Here is a 25,218-nt window from a genome sequence, read left to right on the forward strand (position 1 = left end):
AAACAGCGAAGCGAATGCAGACCGTCCTCCACGCTGCGGCAATGGTCCCCTTGAGTATCCCGAGCCCCTCGTGGTCCGGTTTCGACATTCCGCTGCCGTGGGGGACGTTACGCATTCACGCTTACGCCCTCTGCATCCTGGCGGGCATCATTGTTGGCCTGTGGCTGACCTCTGCACGTTGGAAGCGACGTGGAGCGCCTGAAGGCAGCCTCTGGGACATTGCCATTTGGGCGATTCCCTTCGGCATCATCGGTGGCCGTCTCTACCACGTGTTCTCCTCTCCGGATGCGTACTTCGGTCCTGGCTTTGACGGGACCGGGGACCTCTCGCTGATTCCGCAGATCCAGCGCGGTGGGCTGGGCATCTGGGGTGCGGTGATCCTCGGCGCCGTCGGCGCGTGGATCGGTTGCCGCCGTGCCGGCGTCAAACTGACGGCCTTCCTGGATGCAGCTGCTCCCGGGCTCCTGCTGGCACAGGCAATTGGCCGCTTGGGTAACTGGTTCAACCAGGAACTCTTCGGTGCGCCGACCACACTTCCCTGGGGCCTGGAGATCGATCCAGCCAATGCCAACTTCCCGCCTGACATGGCTGCTGGCACTCTGTTCCACCCGACATTCCTCTACGAAATGCTGTGGAACCTCGCAGGCGTAGCCATCCTCTTGCTGCTGGACAAAAAGTTCACCTTCCGCTGGGGCCGGCTCTTCTGGCTCTACGCCGTGTACTACACCCTTGGCCGCGTCTGGATTGAAGCATTGCGCATCGATGATGCCGAACAGATCAATCTGTTTGGGATCACCACAAGACTCAATGTGTGGACCAGCATCTTCGTCTTTATCGCAGCCCTGGCCATCTTCTTCCTCCTTGGTATGAAGGGCCGCCCGGTCCCTGATACCCCTTATTTGGCGGGGCGCGAGCCGGAAGAAACCAAAGAAAAGGTGCCTGCTTCGGTGACCAGCGTCACCAGTCATGATGTGGACGCATCTGTCTCAGATACTGGTTCGCGTGGTAATCTCCCTGATAACCAAAGCGATTCGGGCCACGTTGACGAGCCGCGGGAAAAAGCAGGGAAACCGGAAAAGGACAGCGTGTCCTCTACGGATTCCGCATCAGCTGAACCTGCCGCGAGGAAGGCCCCCGAATCCACACCGAAGGCAGACGACACCAAGTAGTCGCGTTCGGTAAAGGGGCAACAGAGTCACCGCTCGTAGGGCCCAGTCCACAGCGTCGTGGCACCCCGGAAACCGGATCGCAGCATACCGATGTTCGCTGGTCAAGCCGGGGCCAGAGGTCTGCGTAACTGTTCGTTGCGCTGGATCGGCTGGCCTACAATTCCAATAACTAGCGCTTTGTTGTGCCCGTCACAGGGCAGGCAAGGTGGGGCCAACGTTGTCCCTTCCATACGCACGATCTCGAGGAAGGACGTCTCCCATGACCCATCTTCATAACCCCGGTTGGTCCGAAAAAATCGAACCTCAGGGTGCCATGTCTCCGTTCAAGCGCTTTGCTGCGCTCCCGGAGGCTCAGGGTCTTTACAACCCTGATAAGGAGAAGGACGCCTGCGGACTGGCGATTATTGCCACGCTCCGCGGGGAACCGGGATACGACATCGTGGAAGCGGCACTGACCGCCCTCCGCAATCTCGAACACCGCGGCGCCGTGGGCGCCGACGAAGGTACCGGCGACGGTGCGGGACTGCTCATGCAGGTTCCGGACGAGTTCTTCCGGGCCGTCACCGAATTCGAGCTGCCCGCCCCGGGCCAGTACGTGGTGGGCACCGCCTTCCTTCCAGCTGAGTCCCGCGAGGCAGAGACGGCGAAGGCCGGCATTGAGGCACTGGCAGCAGACGAGGGCCTTACTGTCCTCGGCTGGCGCGAGGTTCCGGTGGTCGCAGACCTCGTAGGTGCCATGGCGCGTGCGTGTATGCCGTACTTCTCGCAGCCATTCCTTGCTTCGGCTACCGGTGAGCAGCTTGAGCACAATGAGCTGGACTCCCGCGCCTGGCGTATCCGCAAGCGTGCCCAGAACAAGTTCGGCGTGTACTTCCCGTCGCTGTCCTCGCGCACCATCGTCTACAAGGGCATGCTGACCACCGCGCAGCTGGAGCCGTTCTACCCCGACCTCTCGGACCAGCGCTTCAAGACGAAGCTTGCAATTGTGCACTCGCGCTTCTCCACCAACACGTTCCCGTCGTGGCCCCTGGCGCAGCCCTTCCGCACCATCGCCCACAATGGCGAAATCAACACGGTCAAGGGCAACCGCAACTGGATGCGTGCACGGCAGTCACAGTTGGCCAGCCCGCTTCTTGGCTCGGTCCCGGAAGAGCTGTACCCGATCTGCACCCCCGGTGCCTCGGATTCTGCTTCCTTCGATGAAGTAGCCGAACTCCTCTGGCTGTCCGGCCGCCCCATCACGCACTCGATCATGATGATGATCCCGGAGGCGTGGGAAAACCATGCCACCATGGATCCAGCGCGCCGTGCCTTCTACGAGTACCACTCCCTGCTCATGGAGCCGTGGGACGGTCCTGCTGCCGTTTCCTTCACTGACGGCAATTTGGTTGGTGCGACATTGGACCGCAATGGCCTGCGCCCGGGACGTTACTGGATCACCGAAGACGGACTGATCATCTTCGCCTCTGAAGTTGGCGTGATCGAGGTTGAACCCTCCAACGTGGTCAAGAAGGGCCGTGTTGCCCCCGGCAAGATGTTCCTGGTGGACACCGAGGCCGGCCGTATCATCGACGACGCCGAGGTCAAGGCCGAAGTCGCCGCTGCCAACCCTTGGGCGGAATGGCTCAAGGACAACCTGATCGACATCAACGAGCTCCCCGAGCGCGAGCACGTCGTGCACACCGCCGCGTCGGTCAACATCCGTCAGCGCACCTTCGGTTACACCACAGAAGAACTGAAGATCCTGCTTGGACCGATGTCCCGCACGGGTGCCGAACCTCTGGGTGCCATGGGTTCGGACACTCCAGTAGCCGTTCTCTCCAAGCGTCCCCGCCTGCTGTTCGACTACTTCGTTCAATCCTTCGCCCAGGTCACCAACCCACCGTTGGATGCCATCCGCGAAGAGCTGGTGACCTCACTGAAGTGCGCCATTGGCCCGAACGGCAACCTCCTTGATGGCAAGCAGGTCCGCCAGCCGCAGATCTCCCTGCCGTTCCCGGTGATCAACAACGATCAGCTCGCCAAGATCGCCAACATCGAAACGCCCGACGGCGATCGCATCGCCATGAAGGTCCGTGGCCTCTACCGCCCCGAGGGTGGGGAAGCTGCACTTCGTGCTCGGCTGACCGAGATCTGCGAGCAGGTCTCCGGTGCGATCAACCGCGGTGTGCAGTACGTTGTGCTGTCCGACCGCGACTCCAACGCGCAGTGGGCTCCAATTCCTTCGCTCCTGCTGGTCAGCGCCGTTCACCACCACCTGCTCCGCAGTGCCAACCGCACCAAGACCGCTCTGGTGGTTGAGGCCGGCGACGTCCGCGAGACGCACCACGTCGCGGTTTTGATCGGCTACGGCGCTTCCGCAGTCAACCCGTACTTGGCCATGGAATCGGTGGAACAGCTGATTTCCAACGGCGATGTTGTTGGTGTGACTGCCGAAGACGGCGTCTACAACCTCATCAAGGGCCTGGGCAAGGGCGTCTTGAAGATCATGTCCAAGATGGGCATCTCCACCGTGGCTTCCTACACGGGCGCCCAGACCTTCGAAGCACTGGGCCTGTCCCAGGAACTCGTTGACGAATTCTTCTCCGGCACGCACTCCCAGCTGGGCGGCGTCGGCCTGGACGTCATTGCAGCCGAAGTTTCGGCCCGCCACCAGATGGCGTACCCGGAAGGCGGCATCGAGCACCCGCACCAGCCGTTGCTGGGCGGCGGCGAGTACCAGTGGCGCCGCGACGGCGAACCGCACCTCTTCAACCCGGAGACTGTGTTCCGCCTGCAGCACGCTACCCGCGAACGCCGGTACGACATCTTCAAGTCCTACACCAAGGGCATTGACGATCAGTCCGAGAACCTGATGACGCTGCGTGGCCTCCTTAAGTTCAAGGACGGCGTGCGTCCGGCCGTTCCGCTGGAGGAAGTGGAACCGGTCTCCAGCATTGTCAAGCGCTTCTCCACCGGTGCCATGAGCTATGGCTCTATTTCCAAGGAAGCACACGAGACACTCGCGATCGCCATGAACCGGTTGGGCGCAAAGTCCAACACCGGTGAGGGCGGGGAGGACGTTGACCGTCTGCTGGATCCGGAGCGCCGCTCGGCCATCAAGCAGATCGCGTCCGGTCGTTTTGGCGTGACCAGCCTCTACTTGACCAACGCTGACGATATCCAGATCAAGATGGCCCAAGGCGCCAAGCCCGGCGAGGGTGGCCAGCTGATGGCCCAGAAGGTCTACCCGTGGGTGGCCCGGACGCGGCACTCAACCCCCGGTGTCGGACTTATTTCCCCGCCCCCGCACCACGACATCTACTCGATCGAAGACCTCGCGCAGCTCATTTACGATGCCAAGCGCGCCAACCCTTCGGCCCGGGTCCATGTGAAGTTGGTTTCGGAAGTCGGGATCGGCACGGTGGCGTCCGGCGTCACCAAGGCGAAGGCCGACGTCGTACTTGTATCAGGTCACGACGGCGGAACCGGCGCCTCGCCGCTGAACTCGCTTAAGCACGCTGGTGTGCCCTGGGAACTCGGCCTGGCCGAAACCCAGCAGACCCTGATGCTCAACGGTCTCCGTGACCGCGTGGTGGTTCAGGTTGATGGCCAGCTCAAGACCGGCCGCGACGTTGTGATTGCTGCCCTGCTGGGTGGCGAAGAATACGGATTCGCAACCGCTCCGCTGGTGGTTTCCGGCTGCATCATGATGCGCGTTTGCCACCTGGATACCTGCCCGGTGGGCGTTGCCACCCAGAATCCCGAGCTCCGCTCGCGGTTCAATGGCAAGCCCGAGTTCGTGGTCAACTTCTTTGAGTTCCTCGCCGAGGAAGTCCGTGAAATCCTCGCCGAGCTCGGCTTCCGTAGCCTGGAAGAGGCAATCGGCCACGCCGAGGTCCTGGATACCCGTGAGGCAATCGATCACTGGAAGGCCGAAGGCCTGGACTTGGACCCCATCCTCCACGGGCTGGAGTTCGACGACGACGTGCCGCTGCGCAACATGACCGGCCAGAACCATGAGCTGGACAAGCACTTCGACCAGCGCCTGATCACCATGGCGCAGGAAGCGCTCAGCGATCGGATGCCCGTCAAGATCACCCTGGACGTCATCAACACGGACCGTTCCGTGGGCACAATGCTGGGCCACGTGGTGACCAAGACCTTCGGCATCGATGTCCTGGCGACCGACACGATCGACGTCACGCTCAACGGCACCGCGGGCCAGTCCCTCGGCGCGTTCCTGCCTGCCGGAATCACGCTGCGCATGTTCGGTGACTCCAACGACTACGTCGGCAAGGGCTTGTCCGGTGGGCGCATTATCGTCCGCCCGGACCGCACCAACGTGTTCCAGGCAGAACGCAACGTTATCGCCGGCAATGTGATCGGCTATGGGGCCACCAGCGGCGAGATGTTCCTGCGTGGACAGGTGGGCGAACGCTTCCTGGTGCGTAACTCCGGTGCCACCGCCGTCGTCGAAGGTATTGGCGATCACGGGTGCGAGTACATGACCGGCGGCCAGACGCTGATCATTGGCCGCACCGGCCGTAACTTTGGTGCCGGCATGTCCGGCGGTACGGCCTATGTGCTGGACCTTCAGGCCGAGCGCGTCAACAAGATGGCCCTCGATACCGGTGAACTCCAGCTCCTGGAGCTCGACGCCGAGGACCGCGACATTGTCCACGGACTGCTCACCAAGCATGTTGAGGAAACCGAATCCGTCCTGGCCGGCCGTCTGCTCGAGAACTTCGACGACACCGCCGCCCGTATCACCAAAGTACTGCCGCGCGACTACGCCGCAGTCCTGCAAACCCGTCTCGACGCCATCGAAGAGGGCCTTGACCCCGATGGCGAAGAAGTATGGTCTCGAATCCTGGAGGTAACCGGTGGCTGATCCACGCGGATTTTTGAAAGTCCGGCAGCGCGAGACGCAGCCACGCCGTCCCGTTCCGGTCCGGATCATGGACTGGAAAGAAGTGTACGAAGCCCAGGAAAAGGGTGTTCTGAAGAGCCAGGCCGGCCGCTGCATGGACTGTGGCGTTCCGTTCTGCCACCAGGGCTGCCCGTTGGGTAACCTCATTCCGGAATGGAATGACCTGGTGTGGCGTGACAAGGGTGAAGAAGCGATTGAACGCCTTCACGCCACGAACAACTTCCCTGAGTTCACGGGCCGCCTGTGTCCTGCACCCTGTGAGGCTTCCTGCGTGCTGGGTATCAACCAGCCTGCAGTGACCATCAAGCAGGTTGAGGTCTCCATCATCGACCAGGCCTTCGACAACGACTGGGTCCAGCCGCTTCCTCCGACCCGCCTCACCGGCAAGACCGTGGCCGTCGTCGGTTCCGGCCCTGCCGGTCTGGCCGTGGCACAGCAACTGACCCGTGTGGGCCACACCGTTGCCGTGTACGAGCGCGACGACAAGATCGGCGGCCTGCTCCGCTACGGCATCCCCGACTTCAAAATGGAGAAGGAACAGGTTGACCGCCGCCTGGAGCAGATGAAGGCCGAAGGAACCCGCTTCCGCACCGGCGTTGCGGTCGGTACCGACGTCACTTGGGAGCAGCTGCGACGCCGTTACGACGCCGTAGTTGTGGCCACCGGGGCTACCGTCCCGCGCGACCTGCCTATCCCGGGCCGCGACCTTGAGGGCGTGCACTTCGCCATGGACTACCTGGTTCCTTCGAACCGTGTAGTGGCGGGGGAGAACCCTGAGAACCACATCGACGCCCGTGGCAAGCACGTAGTCATCCTCGGTGGCGGCGATACCGGTGCTGACTGCATCGGCACCGCGCACCGCCACCAGGCTGCCTCGGTGACCACGCTCGCCATCGGCAAGCAGCCGCCGGCCGAACGTGCAACCCACCAGCCGTGGCCGACGTTCCCCACTCTCTTCGAGGTCGCCAGCGCCCACGAAGAAGGAGGCGAGCGGACCTACCTTGCATCCACCGTTGAGTTCGTTGGAGAAAACGGCAAGCTCACCGGCGTCAAAGTTGCTGAAACCGAGTTCGTGGACGGCAAACGCCTGCCCAAGGCCGGCACAGAGCGCATTATCCCAGCTGACCTTGTCTTCCTGAGCCTTGGCTTCACCGGCGCTGAGCCGGCGGGGATCACGGAGCAGGTCAGTGCAGAGTTCGACGGTCGGGGCAACGTTGCCCGCGACGGCTACTACATGACAAATACCGAGGGCGTGTTTGTTGCCGGCGACGCCGGACGTGGCCAGTCACTGATTGTGTGGGCCATTGCGGAAGGCCGTGCATGTGCGGCCGCAGTGGACAAGTTCCTGATGGGAAGCACCATTCTCCCGGCACCGGTCGCCCCCACCGACCGGGCGATAGCGGTCTTATAGCGCCGGCAGGAACAATCTTTTACTCAATCAGCATGAACTACTTAGGGTAGGTATATGAGACGCGCGAAAATTGTGGCAACTTTCGGCCCGGCTATCTCCAGCTTCGACAACACCCTCGCGGTGCTGGAGGCCGGCGTCGACGTTGCTCGCATGAACATGAGCCACGGCGACTACTCCGTGCACGACAACACCTACGAGAACGTCCGCAAGGCTGCCGCCCAGCTTGGCAAGCCTGTGGCGATCATGGCCGACCTCCAGGGACCCAAGATCCGTCTGGGTCGCTTTGTTGACGGCCCCCATGACCTCGCGGTCGGGGACACCTTCACCATCACCACCGAAGACGTTCCCGGCACCAAGGACATCTGCTCCACGACGCTGAAGAGCCTCACCGAAGACGTCAACGTGGGCGACGCCCTGCTGATCGACGATGGCAAGGTGGCGCTGCGCGCCATCGAGGTTGACGACGTCAAGGTTGTTGCCACCGTGACAGTCGGCGGCAAGGTTTCCAACAACAAGGGCATCAACCTGCCCGGTGTTGCTGTCAACGTTCCTGCACTGAGCGAAAAGGACGAGGACGACCTCCGCTGGGCCCTCAAGCGTGGTGCTGACCTGATCGCCCTCTCGTTCGTGCGTGATGCCTCCGACATCAAGCGCGTCCACGAGATCATGGATGAAGAAGGCCGCCGCGTGCCGGTGATCGCCAAGATCGAAAAGCCGCAGGCAGTGGAGCAGCTCCACGAAATCATCGACGCGTTCGATGCCATCATGGTTGCCCGTGGCGACCTCGGCGTCGAGCTGCCGCTCGAAGAGGTCCCGATCGTCCAGAAGCGCGCCATCGAACTGGCGCGTCGCTGGGCCAAGCCGGTCATCGTGGCCACCCAGGTCCTCGAATCCATGATCGACAACCCGCGTCCGACGCGCGCCGAAGCTTCCGACTGCGCCAACGCAGTTCTCGACGGCGCCGACGCAGTCATGCTTTCCGGCGAAACCTCCGTGGGACAGTACCCCATCGAGACCGTGAAGGTCATGGCCCGGATCATCGAGTCCACCGAAGTTCACGGCCTCGAGCGCGTCCCCCCGCTGGGTACCAAGCCCAAGACCCGCGGTGGCGCCATCACCCGTGCCGCCGTCGAAATCGCTGACCAGTTGGACGCAAAGTACATCTGTACTTTCACCCAGTCCGGCGACTCGGCACGACGCCTCTCGCGCCTGCGCCCCGTCAAGCCGGTCTTCGCTTTCACCCCGGTGGAGCACGTGTGGAACCAGTTGGCCCTCACCTGGGGCATCCAGCCGGTACTGGTCCCCTCCGTGGGCCACACCGATGAGATGACCGCACAAGTGGACAAGAGCCTCCTGGAAATGGATCTCGTGGACGAAGGCGACCTGGTTGTCATCGCTGCCGGTTCCCCTCCAGGACAGGCCGGTTCCACGAACTCGCTGAAGGTCCACAAGGTAGGCGACCTTGCCGACACTTCCAAGACCGACGAAGGTTCACGCAAGGAACCCGTTGGCCCGTGGCCCGAAAAGAAGTCCAAGGCCAAGGCATAGTTCTTAGCTTGCAGGAAGCGGACCCCACCGACGTGGTGGGGTCCGCTTTTCTATTGCTTGTGGTGGGTACAACGGCGGCCGCGAACCTCGTGTGAGGTGCGCGGCCGCCGTCGTGCGTTGATTCTTGTTAGTTGACCTGGTTGATAATGGTTTCGGCAACCTCACGCATGCTGAGGCGACGGTCCATGGAGGTCTTCTGGATCCAGCGGAACGCCTCCGGCTCCGTCAGGCCCATCTTGGTGGTCAGGAGGCTCTTGGCGCGCTCCACAAGCTTGCGCGTGGCAAACTGCTCCTGGAGGTCGGAAACCTCGTTCTCAAGCGCCTTGATTTCCTCATGGCGGGAGAGAGCAATCTCAATGGCCGGGATCAGGTCCGCAGGGGAGAATGGCTTGACGACGTAAGCCATGGCACCGGCGTCGCGTGCCCGCTCCACCAGTTCCTTCTGGCTGAAAGCGGTCAGCAGGACAACAGGGGCAATGCGGGCCTTGACGATCTTCTCAGCAGCCGAGATGCCGTCCATGACAGGCATCTTGACGTCCATGAGGACGAGGTCAGGCTTGAGTTCCTCAGCCAGCTGCACAGCTTTCTCGCCGTTGTCTGCCTCGCCGACGACGTCATACCCTTCGCCCTTCAGGATCTCGATAATGTCCAAGCGGATGAGAGTCTCATCCTCGGCTACGACAACGCGTCGGGCCGGCTGGGCTGTGGACGTTGACTCCGTCTGTTCGGTCACGGGATCTCCTTGAAAAGGTTCGGCGGGTTCATGTCCATCTTAGTGTGGACTCTTTGATGGCTGGTTTTTGTTGCATCAGCGCGCCCGGTTCTTTGAATCAGCCTATCTGCATGTATAGTAATTTCGCGTGCTGGGAAAGGATCGCGTTGCTCACAGAAGTGAGAGCAGTCAGCGAGATTTAACCTCCCGGTAATCCGCGCCCGAGTGGCGGAATTGGCAGACGCGCTGCACTCAAAATGCAGTATCGAAAGGTGTGTGGGTTCGAGTCCCACCTCGGGCACAGCAATGTCGCAGGTCAGGGGCCTATATGGCCCCTGACTGTTGACAAAACCCCCAAATCTGTTGACACGGAACTAGCATTTTTATGTGGCTAGTATCCGGAAACGCGTCAAAAAGGACGGCTCTTCGTCCTTCATGGTGGTCTGGCGCGACCCCAAGATCCGGAAGCAGCAGGGCATCACTGTCGACTCCGCGCATGAGGCTGAAACGCTCAAGCGGTTGCTCGATGCCAACGGTCAATCCTTCGAAATCGCGCAGCAGGCACTTCTGGACAACAGAGCGAAGATACCTACGGTTGGCGAAGTCATCCAGGAGCACATCGACCTCCTGATCCGGCCTTCGAGCGGGACCGTCAAGACTTATCAGACGATGCTTGATCTCCATGTGAAAACGGCCATTGGCCACGTCCCCGTCGACAAGCTGGATTACCGGATGATCGCCTACTGGGTGAAGTCAATGATGGCCAAGGGACGCTCACCGAAGACGATCAAGAACGTGCACGGCCTGATCTCGGCGTCGATGAATACCGCAGAGATGCTGGGGTACATCACACGCAATCCCTGCCGCGGCGTTCAGCTACCGAGCGTCGAGAAGGCTGAAGACGAAATGATGTTTCTCACGCATGCTGAGTTTGGGTTGATCATGGACGGCATGGGGGAGCGGTACAAGGACTTCACCAACTTCCTGGTCATGACGGGTACGCGCTTTGGGGAAGCCACGGCGTTGAACGTTGCGGACATCGATTTGCTGGGCAAGCCGGCGACAGCCCGAATCAACAAGGCATGGAAGCGGGACGGGCAGAACCAGTTCTACATCGGGCCGACGAAGACGGGCGCCGGCAAACGGACCATTGGATTGAACCCCGCGCTTGTGGATTTGCTGATCCCGTTGGTGGCCGGGCGCCTTGGTGGCGACCTGCTTTTCACAACACCCAAAGGTGAGCGGATTGTGCACAAGCTGTACTGGCACCACTATTGGATGCCGGCGGTCAAGGCAGCGCAGGATCGCGGCCTGAGGAAGAATCCACGCATTCACGATCTACGGCACACGCACGCTTCGTGGTTAATTCAGGACGGCGTCCCTATCTTCACGATCTCGCGTCGGTTGGGGCATGCATCGACCAGGACTACAGAGGGCGTGTATGGGCACCTGATGCCGGAGGCTCTGCAGGCTGGGGCGGACGCCACGGAGCGGTCGGTCTCGGCGTTTATGCGGTGAGTCGGCGCTGGTAGGCCGCGGCTCGGGTTACGGTCGTTGTGCCGTCACGATGCCTTGTTGGTGAGTGAGTAAATAGTTCCCTAGTTTCTAGCCCAACGACAAGGGGACTCACGCAACTCGGGTCTCCGCACGAGGTGGCTCGATCATCTGCCTTCAGCAATTTCGGCAGCGCTGTTATTGCCAGTTCGCCAGCAGTTCACAGCTGGAATGCGGTCAACGAAATCATGACTTCTATGCATAGAGCATGATGTTGAGTTTCGAGCTGCCGTCCCGAATGCGAATCCAGATCCGAAGTTGGGTTGCTCGTGTCAGTTCGTCGGTCAGTTTCTGGGTGAGAACCTAGGGCGATCTCGACCGACCGGTAACTTGTTTACGATGGTCATGCGCCGTCGGACGCTGCGGCGTGACGTAGCAATGTCATCTTCGACCGATAGCATCGAATATGTCTGACCGGGTTGAGCGAACCCACTAACAAGGATGTGCGCGATTTGGGCCAAAGTGTCAAAAGTGTCAAGCCAGAAATTCCCATGAACTGGATCGCAGCGGCCAAGGATGAAACCGCTGGCAAAGACGTTATGCTCGCCAGCCTCACGCCCAGATTCGATGAGGCAAATCACCGCGTCTACTATGACTTGCTCAAGAGGGCCATCGATGCTGAGGGAGTGCGTAACGTCGCACTAACTGGTGCTTACGGTACTGGTAAAAGCAGCGTTCTCGAGGAGCTCCGCAGGCAAAGTCAAGGGGACGTCATCGAGATATCCCTCTCCACTATCGCACCTCCTCAGAGGGATGCAGAGGCGTCTAGCACGACCGACGACGAAAAGACCCAAACAAATCTCATTCAAAAAGAAATCGTAAAGCAACTGCTCTATAGGCTACCGGCCCATAAAACGCCTCGATCTCGGTTCCGCCGGACCAGTGCGCCACAAACCAAGCGTGATTGGATCGTTTCGGCTGGTATCGGTTTACTGACCGTCGCCGTCGGTTTCGTCCTTGGATTGCTCCCACCTGTGGTTGATGTCGTTGTGCCTGAACCTTGGGGGCGGCGCTTGCTTGCCTACTCTGTCATCGCGGGAGCAGCGACGTGCGTGGCATGGCTTATCCGGAGGCTGATCGCAGGCGGCCCCACGATGAGTGCTTCTGTTGGTGCCGGCCTTACGAGCGTGACCCTGTCCAGCGCTGCGAATACCTACTTTGATGAGTACTTGGACGAGATCGTCTACTTTTTCCAGGCGAGCAAGACCAAGGTAGTCGTTATCGAGGACATCGACCGATTTGAAGACGTCAAGGTTTTCGACACCCTGCGTGCCCTGAACGTGCTACTGAATAGTTCCAGTGTGCTCGGCCGAATTGTCTTCGTATACGCAATCCGAGACAGTATTTTTGAACAGATCGAGAGCGTATCCAAGTCAGGTGAAGACCTCACACGACAAGCCGTTCAAGTTGCCAGCCGCGCCAAATTCTTCGATGTGATAGTTCCCGTAGTGCCCTTTGTTAATGCGGACAATGCCAGGGATTTGATGAGTCGGGCGATGACAAGTGCAAGATTTGCAATTGATCAGTCACTCATACGGGTTGTAGCCCGTCATACGGCCGATATGCGCCTTATACACAACATTCGGAATGAGTTCGAAGTTTATCGAAATCGTCTCATCGTCCCAAAAGAGCACATGTACGGCATCAATAATGATCTAGTCTTTGCGATGATTGTCTTCAAAAATGCCCACCTGGCCGACTTTGAGAAGATTCGGCACAAAGACAGCTCCCTCGATCACCTTTACAGGGAATGGCGCGACCTTGTGCGCACTAACTTGAAAATTGAGACAGGCCGACTGGACAAGCTTCGGGCTTCTGCAGAAGTCGATGATAGCGCGGATGAGCGTGCACGCCTTTGGGCCGAGCGCTTTCTGGCGCAGACCGAGGTTATCCGGTCCAGCCTTCAAGGCGGAAACGGTGGTCAAACGTCGCTCAGTTTTGTGGGTGAAATCGATGAGTCGATGTTGGCCATGCGGAGTACTTGGCGATCTATCGCTACCGGATTATCCATTCGCCTCCAAGCTCGCACACCTCGCGGATACATACTTTCATTTGACTTTGATGCCGACCAGCTAGCGGATCTGCTGGGTATAGCGATTGACCCAGCTGAATGGGGTAAGCCTGTACAAGATGAAATCCTAAACAAAATCGAGGTTTGTGAGGAACGTATCCGGTTCCTTCGTCATCACACTTGGGAAGAACTCCGCCTCCGTCCCGAATTTACTCTGCAGGGCCTGCAAGGCCCTCTGACTTTTGAGCAGCTCCTGCAAGAAAACGCTCCATCCCCTTTGATTGAGGAACTAGTACAGCGAGGTTTCATTACCTCGCATTTCGCCCTCTACACGTCTACCTATTACGGAACGCACCTCGGCCCCGACGCCCTCGAGTACGTGCGCCGTTGCATCGAACCTGGTGAACCCGACAGTCTCTTTCAGCTCGACACCAAATCGGTCAGGCAACTCCTCATCGAGCAGGGCGCAGATCAAGATGACGCGGCCGCACTCTTCGACGACGCCAGCATACGAAACGTCTCGATCATGGACTATTTGCTGCGAAACCGACCACAGGCTGCGGCCAGAGTCGCAAAGGGACTTAGTGAATGGGGAGAGCATGAATCTGAATTTGTTGCGACTTATTGCTCACGTGGCGAAGATCCTGAGCTTCTTCTGGCAGCTATGGCTCCGTGGTGGCCCGCCGCCTTACAGTATGCTGCCGTTAGTGCCCCTTTGCCATCGGAAAGGCGTGTATCAGCTGTCGATGGTGTCCTCGGCGCACTGCCTAATTCCGAGGAATATGCCACTGACGAAAAGGTACGTGACTTACTCGAGGCGCACTATGCAGAGTTCGTCTCACTTACTGCACCAAAGTCGTCTAAACAGGCTGCAATTGTCGTAGGCGCCTTCGCATCCTGCCAAGCGATGGTTAGGGACGTCAGCCCGCTGAACCACGACGCTCGCGAGCAGGTCATCACGCAAGGGCTGTATCCGGTTACAAAAGACAATCTGTTGGAACTTACGGGAGCACAGTCCCTCTCATTGGACGACCTTCTCGAAGCTGATGAACGCGTGTACAAGCACGCTGTCCACCACCTCGGCGACTACCTTGCTGCATATTCCGAGGCTGAGGCCAGCCATACTATCGATGACCCTCGAAACTTCGTAGCCATTCTGACAAGTGCAAGCAAACACGGCAACGCCGAAGCTCTACGACAACTGGTTTCTCAATCAGACGAAGCCTGTGAGGTGGCAGTACTCTCCGATCTTCCGGTCTCCGTCTGGCCGACGATTCTTGTTGAAGGCCGTACACATGCGAACTTTACAAACGTCCACTTGTACATCGCCGAGTTTGGTCGAGTTGATGAGGAGTTGGCTGATTTCCTTTCGAATCACCATGAATTGAAATGGGATGAAGACAGCGTTCCGCTAGAGGATAGACGGAATGTATCCATAGCGATTCTCAACGCATCCGATGTCCTTCCCAACGGGAGAGTCAGGCTCGATTTGGCGGCTCAGCTGGATCCAGGCGTGCTGACCGTGCAGAGCATCAGCCCTGAGACGGGTGAGTTTGCCAGCGGACTCATTGAGAAGGACCTCGTCAGCGATGATGCTGAAACGTTTGCCAGCGCCCTTATGGTCGACTGGAAGACACGCGAATCTGCGATCGTAGTTTCGGGGAACTTCGAGTCCTTCGTGTCGCCAGAAACGCTGCCGGTATCGGAATTCCCACAGCTGCTACGGAGTGACAGGGTAACGAAGAGCATCAAAAGGGTTGTGGCCAGCAGTCTGGCTGACTACCTGGAGGGGGCCACGTCCCTTCAGGCTGAGCAGTGCGCCCGCGCACTCAATGAGGGGCACTGGACTATTGGTGCTTCTCGGATCGAAGCGCTCCTAAAACGGGGAGTTTCAGTATCGCAAGTCCTTCAGTTGATTGTCCGCGAGTCAGACCTGTCGCTCGACAAATTGCGCTATTTGCTCCGGCAGATGGGCGACCCATATGCGCGACTAGCTGACCCGGGTAGGCGCCCTGTTCACGTACCAGACGATGAAGATCACAATGCACTTCTTGGACGTCTGGAGGGTGTAACAGTCTCAACTTACAAGAAGACAGGAACGCAGTTGAAGGTAAATTTGTTCAGATTGGAGAGATAGCATGTCGTAGTTCCGCGCGAACACCGATGATCTGCACTACCCAGCCGCCTCAGCATGCTCGCATCATTCCTTGCCTACCGTCGGTTGAGGCGAATGATCGCTTTAGTTCCAGAAGACATCATGGTCTCCAAAGGTCGAAAACCAGCGTGGCCAGGCATGAAGTACGGGGTTGGAGTTTCTTATTGCCTAAGTCTGCGGATCCATTTGGTCTACCGAGAGCTCGGGAGGCCAGGTTTGGATTTCACTCACGATGCCATGCGACCTCTGGCTCGAGTGCCGATAAGTCGACCATTATTGGGGTTGGTGACCGTAGCCGCATGGGGCGCGCTACAGGAACTTGGTCGGATTTCGCTGAGCCTAGCTATCTCCGTGATGTGTTCGGATGTGAAGACAATTTTACCTTTGCCCCAGCAGGCGTGAGGGAACTTACCCGACGCTGCTCCATCGCGAAGCCATCCCTCGGTACAGCGCATCAGCGCTGCAGCTTCTGCCGGTTCGAAGAATTCGAGTTCCATGTCTCCCCGATCCAAGATGAATGCCTGCAGCACTCCATGCAGCCCCAAGCAGATTCGTACATGACGCGTAACCAATGACTTTTTCCTAGCCTCTCCTGTGCTCTGGACATGTCCATAGCACAGGAGTTCAATTGAATTGAGGGTTCACGACGGGCGATTGGCATCAACTCGCCACGAACCGTGGGACACGCATCATTGGGGATGCTCATGAACAACCACCCATATCCCTCTGGACAATCTGCGGCGGAGCGTGCAGCGAGAGCCTTCGACGGACTGACGCTCCCGACCCACGTCAATCTGGAACGCCTGGTTGGAGTAGTCGAGGGAGTACGGCGTCGCCCCATACAGATCGAAGCTGCTGGAGCACTGAACGGTGGCTCTGTCTGTGGACTCTGGCTTTCCACCGACGACGTCGAAATCATCTTGCACGCGATCAGTCCTTCTGGACTTCACCGGCAACAGTTTGTGCTCCACGAGCTTGGGCACATGGTCTTGAGGCACGACGAAGTGGTCGTCCCGGTCGACTATATTGAGGTTCTCTTTCCGAACCTCTCGGCGGGTCTCGTGTCCCGGGTGTTGGCTCGCAGCAGCTTCACTGATGATTTAGAGGCCGCCGCGGAATCGCTCGCGGATCTCTTTGCAGCAGCAATAAGGAACAGCGCGAAAGAGCCAAGATCGTTCGAGAGGGTTTTCGAATGATCCAGATTGTGGCCGCAGCTCTGATTTGGCTACTCGTCATCTGTCTCCTCCCTGGAATCAGGAGACGGCGCGATCACAGCGTGCTGACGGCCGCAATCACGATTTCAGTCTCACTGACGCTCAACATCGATCAGGTCTACTTGGGCATTGATTCTGCCTTGGGCGGTCGCAACCTCGCGGACCTGTTGGCCAACATATCTATGGTTGTGGGCATCTACTTTCTTTCTAGAGCTATCATCCGGGCGGCGACGCCGGACGGGACGGCCGGGAAACGAGACCGGGGTGGTCTAACTCTCTTGGCCGTGGTGATCATGGGTCTCGCAGCCAGCTTCAGCGCCATCGTCACTCAGGGCAGTTCTACTCGTTTCATGGTCGACTACGGTGACCAATCGGCTGCTGCCCTCTACTCATCCATCCAGTTCGTATACATCGGCTACGTGGTTGGCGTTACCGGTCTTACGTGTTTCCACTTTCGCGGTGACATGTTGAGGCCCTTCTTCCGCACGGCATTTACGTGCATCGGGGTTGGCTGCGTCTTTGCCTTTCTCCTTGTAATCCTGGTACTGGTCATGGACATTCTGCATCTGCAAGGGCGCCTGGATGCTATGCGGGCGATCTCGCCTGTTTATGATGCGACGGTCGTTGCTGCCATGTTCTTCCTCTGTTTAGGTCTGGGCATACCGCCGGTGGCGCGTCGAGTTCTCCGCCACAGGGAGTCCGTGACCGAAGACGAGTTAATCCGCAGCCTCATGAAAATCTGGGAAAAGACAACAAAGAAACGGCAAGACGTTCGGCTCGCGCAAGGCGCCGAAATGATCAGCCAACAGGACCGGGCACAGAGACTCCATAGAATGCTTGTTGAAGTACAGGACGCACTGTTAGTCGAGCCCGGTTTAGGCAGCTTCCTGGACATCCATGACCTCAATGTTCTGAACGCTGCAGAGAATTACCTGGCGGGACCGATCGTGCACCAAGTTCCAGTGCGTCGACGCAAGGGGGAGCGGGCGATATGACGGATGATGCCGCTTCCTCCGAAAACCCACAGACCAGATTGGCGCGAAAGCTCAACCTCCTTCTTGACCTCTATGAGACTAAGGGATCGGAAGCATTGACCTATCCCGAGATCAACAGGCACATGACCCAGCGTGGAACGCCACTTTCCCGCTCTCGCTGGGCCTACATGCGAAGCGGAGATAGCTCGCTGGCAACCGATCCCATGCTGCTTCGTAACCTAGCAGAGTTCTTTGGAGTGGACCGTGATTACCTGTTGGACGATGCCGGCGAGATACCAAAGCTTGTAGACGCTCAGCTGGAACTTCTTCGTACCTTGCGTGAGTCACGTGTGCGGAACTTCGCCGCTCGTCAGTTGCAGGGGATCTCTCCGGAAACCCTGGTGAAGCTCCGCCAAGTCATCGACGAACGCAAGAGGGCCGAGGCCGCGGGCGATGCCGACAGTAACCAGTCGTAGGGCTTTAGAGGTTGGAGTTCTTGCTGCGTCCGTGGCTTTGCTTGCAGGCGTCGCCGGTGCAGCGTACTTCGCTCGTCAAGTTGTTGTGCCGAAATACAGCCGTCGTGAGGATTTGGACGTACGGGCCGTGCGCACCGACGGGGACGGATCTCTGCAGATCGAACTTCCCGCTACAGAAAAAACTAGAGCGGCGGGACGGTATAGCCTTTGGTTTGAGCAGGGGACCGGCCATGCATGCCTAGGACCGGTGGTCGAGTCCGACCCCGTCCGAAGGACAGTAATCCGGGCGGTTGAGCGAGTGGACTCTGGCAACCTCAAACATGCCGCGGCAGGTATCTGGAGCGGGTACGTTTACTCGAAACCGGAGCAACTCGGCTTGCCGTACCAAGACGTTCTGATTCCCGTTGAGAATGGTGTCGCCCCGGCTTGGATATTCGATCCTCCCGCCGCTGCCAAGGCACCCGGCGGATGGGCCATCCATATCCATGGCATGGGCGGTAACAGAGCCGGCACACTTCGCGGCATACCGGTCGCAAGGCGTCTGGGACTGACGTCGCTGGTTGTCTCGTTCCGCAACGACGGCGACGCACCGCCGTCGTACGATGGCCGCTACAACCTCGGCCAAGGCGAGTGGCGAGACGTCGAGGCCGGCATCAATTACGCCATCTCCAATGGAGCTGAACGCATTGTCCTTTTTGGGTGGTCACTCGGCGCCGCCATCGCCCTTCAAACAGCGGCCCTGTCGCCGAATTCCTTGCGAGTAGCCGGGATGGTTCTTGACGCGCCAGTCTTCGACTGGCGAACGACCCTGGCAGCGAACGCCAAGGCGGCCGGACTACCTCGGTCACTTGTGCACCTCGGCTTCATTATTCTTCAATCCAAGACCCTCCGCTGGGTGACCGGCCTTGCTGAACCCATATGTCTCGATTCCCTTGATTGGCTGGCGCGAGCAACTGAACTGGACATACCCGTCCTCGTACTACACGGAGAGAAGGACGACACAACGCCGTTCGAAGCATCCAAGAAGGCTGCCAGTTTGAGGCCGGACCTAGTCACACTGGTGGAGTTTGAATCTGAGGGCCACTCTTTGGAGTGGAATGTCGACTCCGAAAAGTGGGAGCGATCGGTCGAGGAGTGGTTCCGCGGTCACCCGATGGCTGGCTCTAGTCCTGAACAAGCGGGAGTGCAGTCGTAGGAGGCATTTGCACTGAGTACTGGGCCGCTAAGTCAATGAGCTGACACTCGACGCGTGAGGCGTGAGCGGAGTAACGCTCGTCGGCCAAAGCCTGAACGTAACCAGCCGACTCAAGGACGAGGAGATGACGCCGAACCGTCGCTCGAGAAGCGTGAATTCCTGATGCCAAGACGCCAGGGGTTGATGGCCCACTTCTGATGAGGAAGCGAAGGATCTGGCTCCGTGTTCGGTTCATCAGGATGGATGTCGACATTCAAACCACGGCTCAGGTTTGGGGGATGCTTGCTGTAGACGGGTCTACACCATCAGAATACGCCTCATGTAGGCGGCCGACTAGATTCAAGGTGGGGTTGATTGTTTAGTTACGGCGCTCGCGGAATACTGATGGCAACGCAGCAGTATTTCTATTGGAACGAGGCGGTGGAGCATGCCGGCAAGAGACGCTAGCCGCAACGGCGAGTTGTCACCACAGGCGACCCTTGCCCGCCGTCTAAACCTGCTGCTCGACGTCGTTGTAGCCGAGAGGGGTTCGCCCGTCACTTTCAGGGAGATTGAAGCCGGACTCCGAAATCGAGGAATCAAGATCTCCCGAGCAAGATGGTTCTACATGAAGGACGGGACGGGGCGGCTGGTTAGTGACCCGGAGCTGCTCGCCGCTATTTGCGAGATGTTCCACGTCGATCCCTCCTATCTGCTGAACGGCGTCGAAGGCGACGTTCCCGAACGCATCGACTCGCAATTGGAGTTTGTGAAGTCTCTGAGGGCAGCCCGGGTGAAGTCCTTCGCTGCAAGGACGCTAGGGGACGTCTCTCCGGAAACGCTGCGCGCAATCTCTGAGTATCTGAACAAAGACATCGACTTGCACCCGAATGGCGAGCGTGCCGCAGCTACTCCTCCAAGACATACCGCAGATGGGCGTCAAGTAGCTCCTTGATGCGGGCAGGATTGGCTGAGTAACGGGGGGAGCGGCCGTGGCGTCGTCCGGCTTCCACGTCGACCTCGATGGCGCCGACTTCCTCAAGCGCGATGAGGTGTTTGGCGACGCTGGGCTCGCCGGCGCTGACCGCTGCGACAATGTCCCCTCTGGACGCGGGACCGTTTGCCGTCAGGAACCTCAGAATCTCATTCCGTGAGCGGTTCCCGAACGTCGCCACAGCGTCTTCAACGTCGGGCGACCAGGCGTCGTCGTGAGGCTGCGTGATCCGTGGCATGGCTCCATTCTTGCTGAACAACATGCAAAAAGTAAGAACTAGGGTCTTGACGATACTTTAATTATCTTTGACAATAATTTTTAGAAGCTTGTGTTGTGGTCAGGATCGTTCCTGCCACGTCGAGTCGCCCCATCTGGTGACTCTGAAGATATTCAAATCCGTTAGTCGAAGCGGTGAGAGCCATGAGTCTGGAACGCCTGGCGGGCAACGCTGAAATAGAGCACTCAACCCCATCCCCTGTGGATATTTCGCTGCTGAGTCCGGTGGCGCCGACGCTGACTGTACCCGTCGACCAAATGATGGGAGCGGTCGAAGGCGTGCGTCGATACGTCATCTCGCACTTGGCTCGGATCGGCCGCTCGTGCGATGTGGACGATGTCATGCAAGACATCAGGATGGCTGTCTGGGACGGGGTGGCACGCGGAAACTACCGGCAGATCCCTGGAGTTCCGTTCGAAGCCTGGGTGCAAGGTGTCACCGGGAATGTCTGCGCCGCGCACGTCCGCAGGGAACTCGGCCACAAGACGTTGCCGCTGCTTTTGGATCCGGGCAACGGTGAGAGCTCGGACAATCTCCAGCAGCTAACGGTGCTGGTCGTGTCCCGTGATTATCGCGATGCTGAGGAGATCATCGATCAAGAGTGGGCGCACATGGTTCTGGGGCTGACTCGGGCCGCTTTGTCAGCTCCGGTATGGCGCCTCGCAGTGGGCAGCCTTACCGAGCCGCGACGATACGCCCCTCCTTCGCCGCAAGACCGTCGCCGCTGGAATGCAGTCACCGCGGTTCGGCAGACTGCAAAGACAATAAGCCAAGCGTTGGAAGTAGATCCTGAAGCTGTGCATGACATGCCCGGTCTCTGTCGGCACGCCGTTGGTTGTCTGCCGAGTCCACTGCTGCGGGGAGTGGCAGAAGCAATCGTGCTCCCGGAACATCACGGCGTCGAACGGCAGGTTGCCATAGCCGCGGTTGCCGAGGAGTTCAAAGTCACTGATCGATATGTGGCAGTTCAAATCGGTACTGCCCGTCGCCTGTATCAAACGGCATGGCGAGTCATTCGCAGTTCCATGAACTCCACTGTTTGAGTCATGTTGCTCATTGGCGAGCGGAGCCATGAACAGGCTAGGAGGAAAACATGATGGAATCCATTTGGCGGGGGCGAACGATTCGTCTGTGGGTGTTTGGCCTAGCACTGGCGGCTATCCTCGGCGCCCTCATTCTTGTTCTGTTCGCACCGCGGGAGTCCCCGTCTACGAAAGGGGCGGATGTCCCATCGGCAGAGTCTCAAACCCGCAAGGCTCTACCGAGCAATTCTCCGACTACTACAGCGCGACCAACGAGGTCAGCTCCGTCCTCGAAAATGCCTCCGTCCGTTCCGCCTGTCACGGCCGATTATCGGGCGCTTGCTTCCGCCGCCGCCGTGGCCATCTATAGCTGGGACACCCGAAATTCGTCCTATTCGGATGTGTACGCTCGAATTCGGGGTTGGTGGTTCGTCCTCCCTGACGGATCAAATCCGTTGGCGGTCCTGATCCAGGAGTTTGAGGCAACGGGCGTAAACGCGGGGTCCTTCGCTTCGCTTGCGGGCCAAGGTGCCTACAGGGTAGCAACGTTCGAATCCATGGCTTGCGACAACGAACTCGTAAAGGTTCGCGAACGCCCTGCACCATGGGCGGGGCTTCATGTCTGCACGGTTCGACTCAAAGTCGTTGACCAGACAGTCAGTAGCAGCAATTCATACACAGCGCCGGTCAGTGTCATGGCCAATTGCCCGCCGGCAGCGACCGCCCCGCCTGATCGATGCCAAATGGTCGGCTTCTATGCCTCGACTCGCCGGATCGTCTACTGATGCCGCATCCGGCTTTGGCGATGGCCCTACTCAGGCGACGAACGCTCGTGCGGGTTGCAACCGCCGTCGTTCTCGTCATCGTACTTTGCCTGGGTGTTGTCGTCAGTGCCGTCGCTTTAGCCTTGGTAGGCGGCGAACCGAAATCACCAGTCGGGTGTGCGTCAAGCAGCGGCGCTGTCACACAAAGCGTCCTTGAGAAGAGTGGATCTCGGCCGGAAGGTCAAGCCGTTGGACTCTCCGCAAGGCAGATTGCTATCGCACAGGGGTACATTTCAGTCGGGAAGCAACTTGGCGTTCCTCGGGAGGCGATGGTGATCGCCATCATGATGTCTCTGCAGGAGTCGACCCTCCGGATGCTGGCCAACGCGAATGTCCCTGCGTCATTTCAGTTTCCTCATGACGGGGTTGGGAGTGACCACGACTCAGTAGGCTCGGCACAGCAGCGGCCAGCGGCCGGATGGGGAACCGTTGCAGAGCTGATGGATCTTTCTTACAACGCACGAGCATTCTATGGAGGGCCGTCTGGACCGAATCACGGTAGTCCTCGAGGTTTGCTGGATGTGCCAGGCTGGTCGGCCATGAGCAAAGGGCAAGCTGCCCAAGCCGTCCAAGTCTCAGCGTTCCCAGAGCTCTATGCTCGATGGGAACCGCAGGCGACATCCATCGTGGATCTGCTTCAGGGCGTCACCACGGTTCCGTCGTGCAGCGCGGGGGAGAAGGGCCGAACGGATGCGGTCTCTGCAGAAGGCTTGCCTCAAATCCGACAGGATATTCTGCGTTTCACCCAAGCAGGCGTTGGTGGTGCCTACGTCTGGGGCGGTACGGCTTTCAAGGCATGGGATTGTTCGGGGTTTGTTCAGTGGATTTACCGCCAAGTTGGGATCGAATTGCCACGAGTAGAGCAGTGGCGGGTTGGACGAATGACGGGCAGGCCACAAATCGGGGACCTTGTAGTGCAGAACCCTCAGGGTCCCTACAACTGGGGGCATGTAGGCATCTACGCGGGTGACGGGATGATGTACAGCGCACTCAACCCTTCAGCGGGAACCTTGTTGCATCCGATCGACTGGAATCCGGGTACGGCCTATTTCGACCTTTTAGTGAAATAGGCTAGGCCGAAACCGTGCCAGTTCAAGGTCAGGCGCGATGTGCTCTTTCCTTCGAGCGACATAAGCGACACGCATCCCACCGCCGTGTCCGGAGTGACCGTTAACTCAGGAGGTGGGTAACGAGCCCTAGTTGCACTGTCCCGGCAGGTTGATGACACGGGGACTGATTTGAAGCAGTAAGAGGACCTCCGGGTTTTATGACGCCGTTAAGGATGCTTACGCCTGTCACCAGAATGTGTCGCTCGCCAGAATCTCGTTAATCGACACCATCAACGGAATTAGCCAGCCCAGGACCCGCCCAGGTGCCCTCGGTACGTCGGCGAGCGTGTAGACCAAAGTCATCCGCGTCATCGACGGAGGCAACTGAACAGCGACAGCTGAATAGGTCACGTAGAGAAGGTTCCGTCATCAGCGCACCTTCAAGGGCGAAGGCGGGGCCCTTTTTCCGGTACGCATGGCGCGTCCCGTGCTGCCGGCATCGCCGGACGACCGGAAACAGGGAGCAGGGGTGCTGCACGCACAGCGACTCCACGACCGGCGGTGATGAGAGGAAGCGTGCATGCTCTCGGATGCGGGCACCGGCGCGAGTCGCCTGCCACACCGGGTTCACTGGCCCACTTTGACCTGCACCTTGCTGCCGTCGCTCTTTCCATACTGGAAGATAGCGTCCGCGGATGTCTGGCCGCTGACGAACTCTGGAGGAGCCGTTATCGTCTGCCCGCTTGGCAGGTCGTCGGCCCTCAGCCGCTGCCAACCCTGATATATGACAACTCTGTTGCAGGCGTCGGCGGATACTTGAGACCCCGCCATCCTTGCACTCCACACCTGATATAGCCAAGACTTACCTGAGGCGTCCAGCAAACTCGCTTCAGCGTGGCCGCATGTGTAATAGGAGTCCTCGAAGGGAAACGGCGTCACCACGATTCGCTGCGCCGTCGCGTCCTCCTGTGCCTGCCAGAGGGAGGTGCCGAAGGAGCCAACCGGCAACGATACCGCGACCAGCGCCAAACCCACGAGTCCGGATCCGACGCGCCCGGTCCAAGGCTGGAGGACCATTGCAATACCGCCGACCAACAGCAACCCTGCGACGCCTCCAACGTACAGTGTTGGTACGTAGGGCCAGAACTCCCGCGCGCTTCTGTTGAAGACACCCGAAGAGGCGGTGTACATGATGTTGTCCTGCAGGACGAAGCGCCCGAGCAGCCAAGGCCCAACGCCGGTCAATGCGAGCCCGACCAGCCAAGAGAGCACCGCTTTGTCGATCGGCGACCGACGTCCCAAGAAATCCTTGGACGACTGGCACAGGCGCTTCCGGGCGTCGATCACGTGCTGCGGCGTCTTCGGAAGTGCTTTCGTGGCCGCGTTGCAGAGGCAGAGTCCGATCCCGATGTAGATGAGGGGAGCCCAAGCGGTCCATTCCCCCCAAAAACCATTTGTGTTGACGAAGAAGCCGTAGAGCGGCCCGGGGGGCGTCCTGACGAGGAATTCTGGAATGAGCGTTGGGAGAACCCCACTCAACGCACCATACCCGAACCCGAGCAGTGAGAGCCTGCGAATTCGCGTCCCGACGAGTGCTACCAGCAAGCCGAACAGCAGGGAGGGTCCGAATGCGTGGGACTGTGCCGACGAGATCACATCGACTATCACCCCAGCGTCGCTGGGATAAGAGTAGCTCCAGATATGGGTCCAGACCCATCCCGGGAACACCCCAAGAAGGACCG

18 protein-coding genes and 1 tRNA gene are annotated in these 25,218 nt (G+C 59.2%); 14 read left to right on the plus strand and 5 right to left on the minus strand.

Features of this window, described 5'->3' with window-relative positions:
* Positions 1-14: 14 nt before the first annotated feature.
* The 4 genes from lgt to pyk all read left to right on the plus strand — a co-directional run bounded on the left by lgt (position 15) and on the right by pyk (position 9,040).
* Positions 15-1,169 carry a prolipoprotein diacylglyceryl transferase gene (gene lgt, locus BLW08_RS11560; protein ID WP_091325151.1) on the plus strand — a complete coding sequence of 385 codons (1,155 nt, stop codon included), beginning with the start codon at positions 15-17 and terminating at the stop codon, positions 1,167-1,169.
* 259 nt (positions 1,170-1,428) lie between these two features.
* A complete protein-coding gene (gene gltB / locus BLW08_RS11565) occupies positions 1,429-6,042 on the plus strand; it encodes a glutamate synthase large subunit (protein ID WP_090825326.1) in 4,614 nt (1,537 codons plus the stop codon).
* Positions 6,035-7,492, plus strand: coding sequence for a glutamate synthase subunit beta (locus BLW08_RS11570; RefSeq protein WP_090825324.1), 1,458 nt, complete (start codon positions 6,035-6,037; stop codon positions 7,490-7,492). The genes gltB and BLW08_RS11570 overlap by 8 nt, the downstream gene beginning before the upstream one ends.
* Before the next feature lie 54 nt (positions 7,493-7,546).
* Entirely contained in the window at positions 7,547-9,040 is a 1,494-nt protein-coding gene (pyk, locus tag BLW08_RS11575; protein WP_090825322.1) for a pyruvate kinase, read from the plus strand.
* Positions 9,041-9,167: 127 nt separating this feature from the next.
* Here pyk and BLW08_RS11580 read toward each other — a convergent pair whose 3' ends face one another.
* The gene (locus BLW08_RS11580) at positions 9,168-9,773 is read right to left on the minus strand and encodes an ANTAR domain-containing response regulator (protein WP_011774540.1); all 606 of its coding nucleotides are present in this window, start codon (positions 9,771-9,773) and stop codon (positions 9,168-9,170) included.
* Between the two features lie 198 nt (positions 9,774-9,971).
* Here BLW08_RS11580 and BLW08_RS11585 point away from each other — a divergent pair.
* From BLW08_RS11585 to BLW08_RS11615, 7 genes are all read left to right on the plus strand, one after another.
* Positions 9,972-10,053 (plus strand) — tRNA-Leu (locus BLW08_RS11585).
* A gap of 86 nt (positions 10,054-10,139) precedes the next feature.
* Entirely contained in the window at positions 10,140-11,270 is a 1,131-nt protein-coding gene (locus BLW08_RS11590; RefSeq protein ID WP_091325153.1) for a tyrosine-type recombinase/integrase, read from the plus strand.
* Positions 11,271-11,797: 527 nt separating this feature from the next.
* Positions 11,798-15,454: a YobI family P-loop NTPase gene (locus BLW08_RS11595; RefSeq protein WP_139244878.1), complete on the plus strand. Its 3,657-nt coding sequence runs from the start codon at positions 11,798-11,800 to the stop codon at positions 15,452-15,454.
* Positions 15,455-16,176: 722 nt separating this feature from the next.
* On the plus strand, positions 16,177-16,668 hold the full coding sequence (locus BLW08_RS11600) for a hypothetical protein (RefSeq protein ID WP_139244879.1): 492 nt from the start codon (positions 16,177-16,179) through the stop codon (positions 16,666-16,668).
* Entirely contained in the window at positions 16,665-17,681 is a 1,017-nt protein-coding gene (locus BLW08_RS11605; RefSeq protein ID WP_091325159.1) for a hypothetical protein, read from the plus strand. Before BLW08_RS11600 ends, BLW08_RS11605 begins: the two co-directional genes overlap by 4 nt.
* On the plus strand, positions 17,678-18,136 hold the full coding sequence (locus BLW08_RS11610; protein WP_091325161.1) for a hypothetical protein: 459 nt from the start codon (positions 17,678-17,680) through the stop codon (positions 18,134-18,136). Before BLW08_RS11605 ends, BLW08_RS11610 begins: the two co-directional genes overlap by 4 nt.
* Positions 18,137-18,434: 298 nt before the next feature.
* Entirely contained in the window at positions 18,435-19,331 is an 897-nt protein-coding gene (locus BLW08_RS11615) for an alpha/beta hydrolase family protein (RefSeq protein ID WP_175538660.1), read from the plus strand.
* Here BLW08_RS11615 and BLW08_RS24315 read toward each other — a convergent pair.
* On the minus strand, positions 19,300-19,584 hold the full coding sequence (locus BLW08_RS24315) for a winged helix-turn-helix domain-containing protein (RefSeq protein WP_091325164.1): 285 nt from the start codon (positions 19,582-19,584) through the stop codon (positions 19,300-19,302). The genes BLW08_RS11615 and BLW08_RS24315 overlap by 32 nt on opposite strands.
* 174 nt (positions 19,585-19,758) lie before the next feature.
* Between BLW08_RS24315 and BLW08_RS11625 the strand changes: the two genes are divergently transcribed.
* Positions 19,759-20,265, plus strand: coding sequence for a hypothetical protein (locus BLW08_RS11625; RefSeq protein ID WP_175538662.1), 507 nt, complete (start codon positions 19,759-19,761; stop codon positions 20,263-20,265).
* On the opposite strand, the gene BLW08_RS11630 is transcribed toward BLW08_RS11625, so the two are convergent.
* Positions 20,219-20,542, minus strand: a complete 324-nt coding sequence (locus BLW08_RS11630) for an ArsR/SmtB family transcription factor (protein ID WP_091325166.1) — start codon at positions 20,540-20,542, stop codon at positions 20,219-20,221. The two genes, BLW08_RS11625 and BLW08_RS11630, sit on opposite strands and share 47 nt — an antisense overlap.
* Positions 20,543-20,724: 182 nt before the next feature.
* Here BLW08_RS11630 and BLW08_RS11635 point away from each other — a divergent pair, with 182 nt between their 5' ends.
* Positions 20,725-21,624, plus strand: a complete 900-nt coding sequence (locus tag BLW08_RS11635) for a sigma factor (protein WP_091325168.1) — start codon at positions 20,725-20,727, stop codon at positions 21,622-21,624.
* A 1,072-nt stretch (positions 21,625-22,696) separates the two neighbouring features.
* Positions 22,697-23,497 carry a C40 family peptidase gene (locus tag BLW08_RS11640; protein WP_139244880.1) on the plus strand — a complete coding sequence of 267 codons (801 nt, stop codon included), beginning with the start codon at positions 22,697-22,699 and terminating at the stop codon, positions 23,495-23,497.
* 225 nt (positions 23,498-23,722) lie between these two features.
* Here the strand turns inward: BLW08_RS11640 and BLW08_RS24270 are convergent, their stop codons facing one another.
* Positions 23,723-23,848, minus strand: coding sequence for a hypothetical protein (locus tag BLW08_RS24270; RefSeq protein ID WP_302846903.1), 126 nt, complete (start codon positions 23,846-23,848; stop codon positions 23,723-23,725).
* Between the two features lie 255 nt (positions 23,849-24,103).
* Positions 24,104-25,144 carry a hypothetical protein gene (locus tag BLW08_RS11645; RefSeq protein ID WP_091325171.1) on the minus strand — a complete coding sequence of 347 codons (1,041 nt, stop codon included), beginning with the start codon at positions 25,142-25,144 and terminating at the stop codon, positions 24,104-24,106.
* Positions 25,145-25,218 lie beyond the last annotated feature (74 nt).

The organism is Arthrobacter sp. cf158, assembly GCF_900106835.1.
Classification (GTDB): Bacteria; Actinomycetota; Actinomycetes; order Actinomycetales; family Micrococcaceae; genus Arthrobacter.

Excerpts from the sequence above, each read along its gene's own strand:
- lgt (WP_091325151.1), top strand. The coding sequence starts at position 15 with ATGCAGACCGTCCTCCACGCTGCGGCAATGGTCCCCTTGAGTATCCCG.
- gltB (WP_090825326.1), top strand. The coding sequence starts at position 1,429 with ATGACCCATCTTCATAACCCCGGTTGGTCCGAAAAAATCGAACCTCAG.
- pyk (WP_090825322.1), top strand. The coding sequence starts at position 7,547 with ATGAGACGCGCGAAAATTGTGGCAACTTTCGGCCCGGCTATCTCCAGC.
- BLW08_RS11595 (WP_139244878.1), top strand. The coding sequence starts at position 11,798 with ATGAACTGGATCGCAGCGGCCAAGGATGAAACCGCTGGCAAAGACGTT.
- BLW08_RS11600 (WP_139244879.1), top strand. The coding sequence starts at position 16,177 with ATGAACAACCACCCATATCCCTCTGGACAATCTGCGGCGGAGCGTGCA.
- BLW08_RS11605 (WP_091325159.1), top strand. The coding sequence starts at position 16,665 with ATGATCCAGATTGTGGCCGCAGCTCTGATTTGGCTACTCGTCATCTGT.
- BLW08_RS11610 (WP_091325161.1), top strand. The coding sequence starts at position 17,678 with ATGACGGATGATGCCGCTTCCTCCGAAAACCCACAGACCAGATTGGCG.
- BLW08_RS24315 (WP_091325164.1), bottom strand. The coding sequence starts at position 19,584 with ATGTCGACATCCATCCTGATGAACCGAACACGGAGCCAGATCCTTCGC.
- BLW08_RS11625 (WP_175538662.1), top strand. The coding sequence starts at position 19,759 with ATGCCGGCAAGAGACGCTAGCCGCAACGGCGAGTTGTCACCACAGGCG.
- BLW08_RS11630 (WP_091325166.1), bottom strand. The coding sequence starts at position 20,542 with ATGCCACGGATCACGCAGCCTCACGACGACGCCTGGTCGCCCGACGTT.
- BLW08_RS11635 (WP_091325168.1), top strand. The coding sequence starts at position 20,725 with ATGAGTCTGGAACGCCTGGCGGGCAACGCTGAAATAGAGCACTCAACC.
- BLW08_RS11640 (WP_139244880.1), top strand. The coding sequence starts at position 22,697 with ATGGTGATCGCCATCATGATGTCTCTGCAGGAGTCGACCCTCCGGATG.
- BLW08_RS24270 (WP_302846903.1), bottom strand. The coding sequence starts at position 23,848 with ATGACGCGGATGACTTTGGTCTACACGCTCGCCGACGTACCGAGGGCA.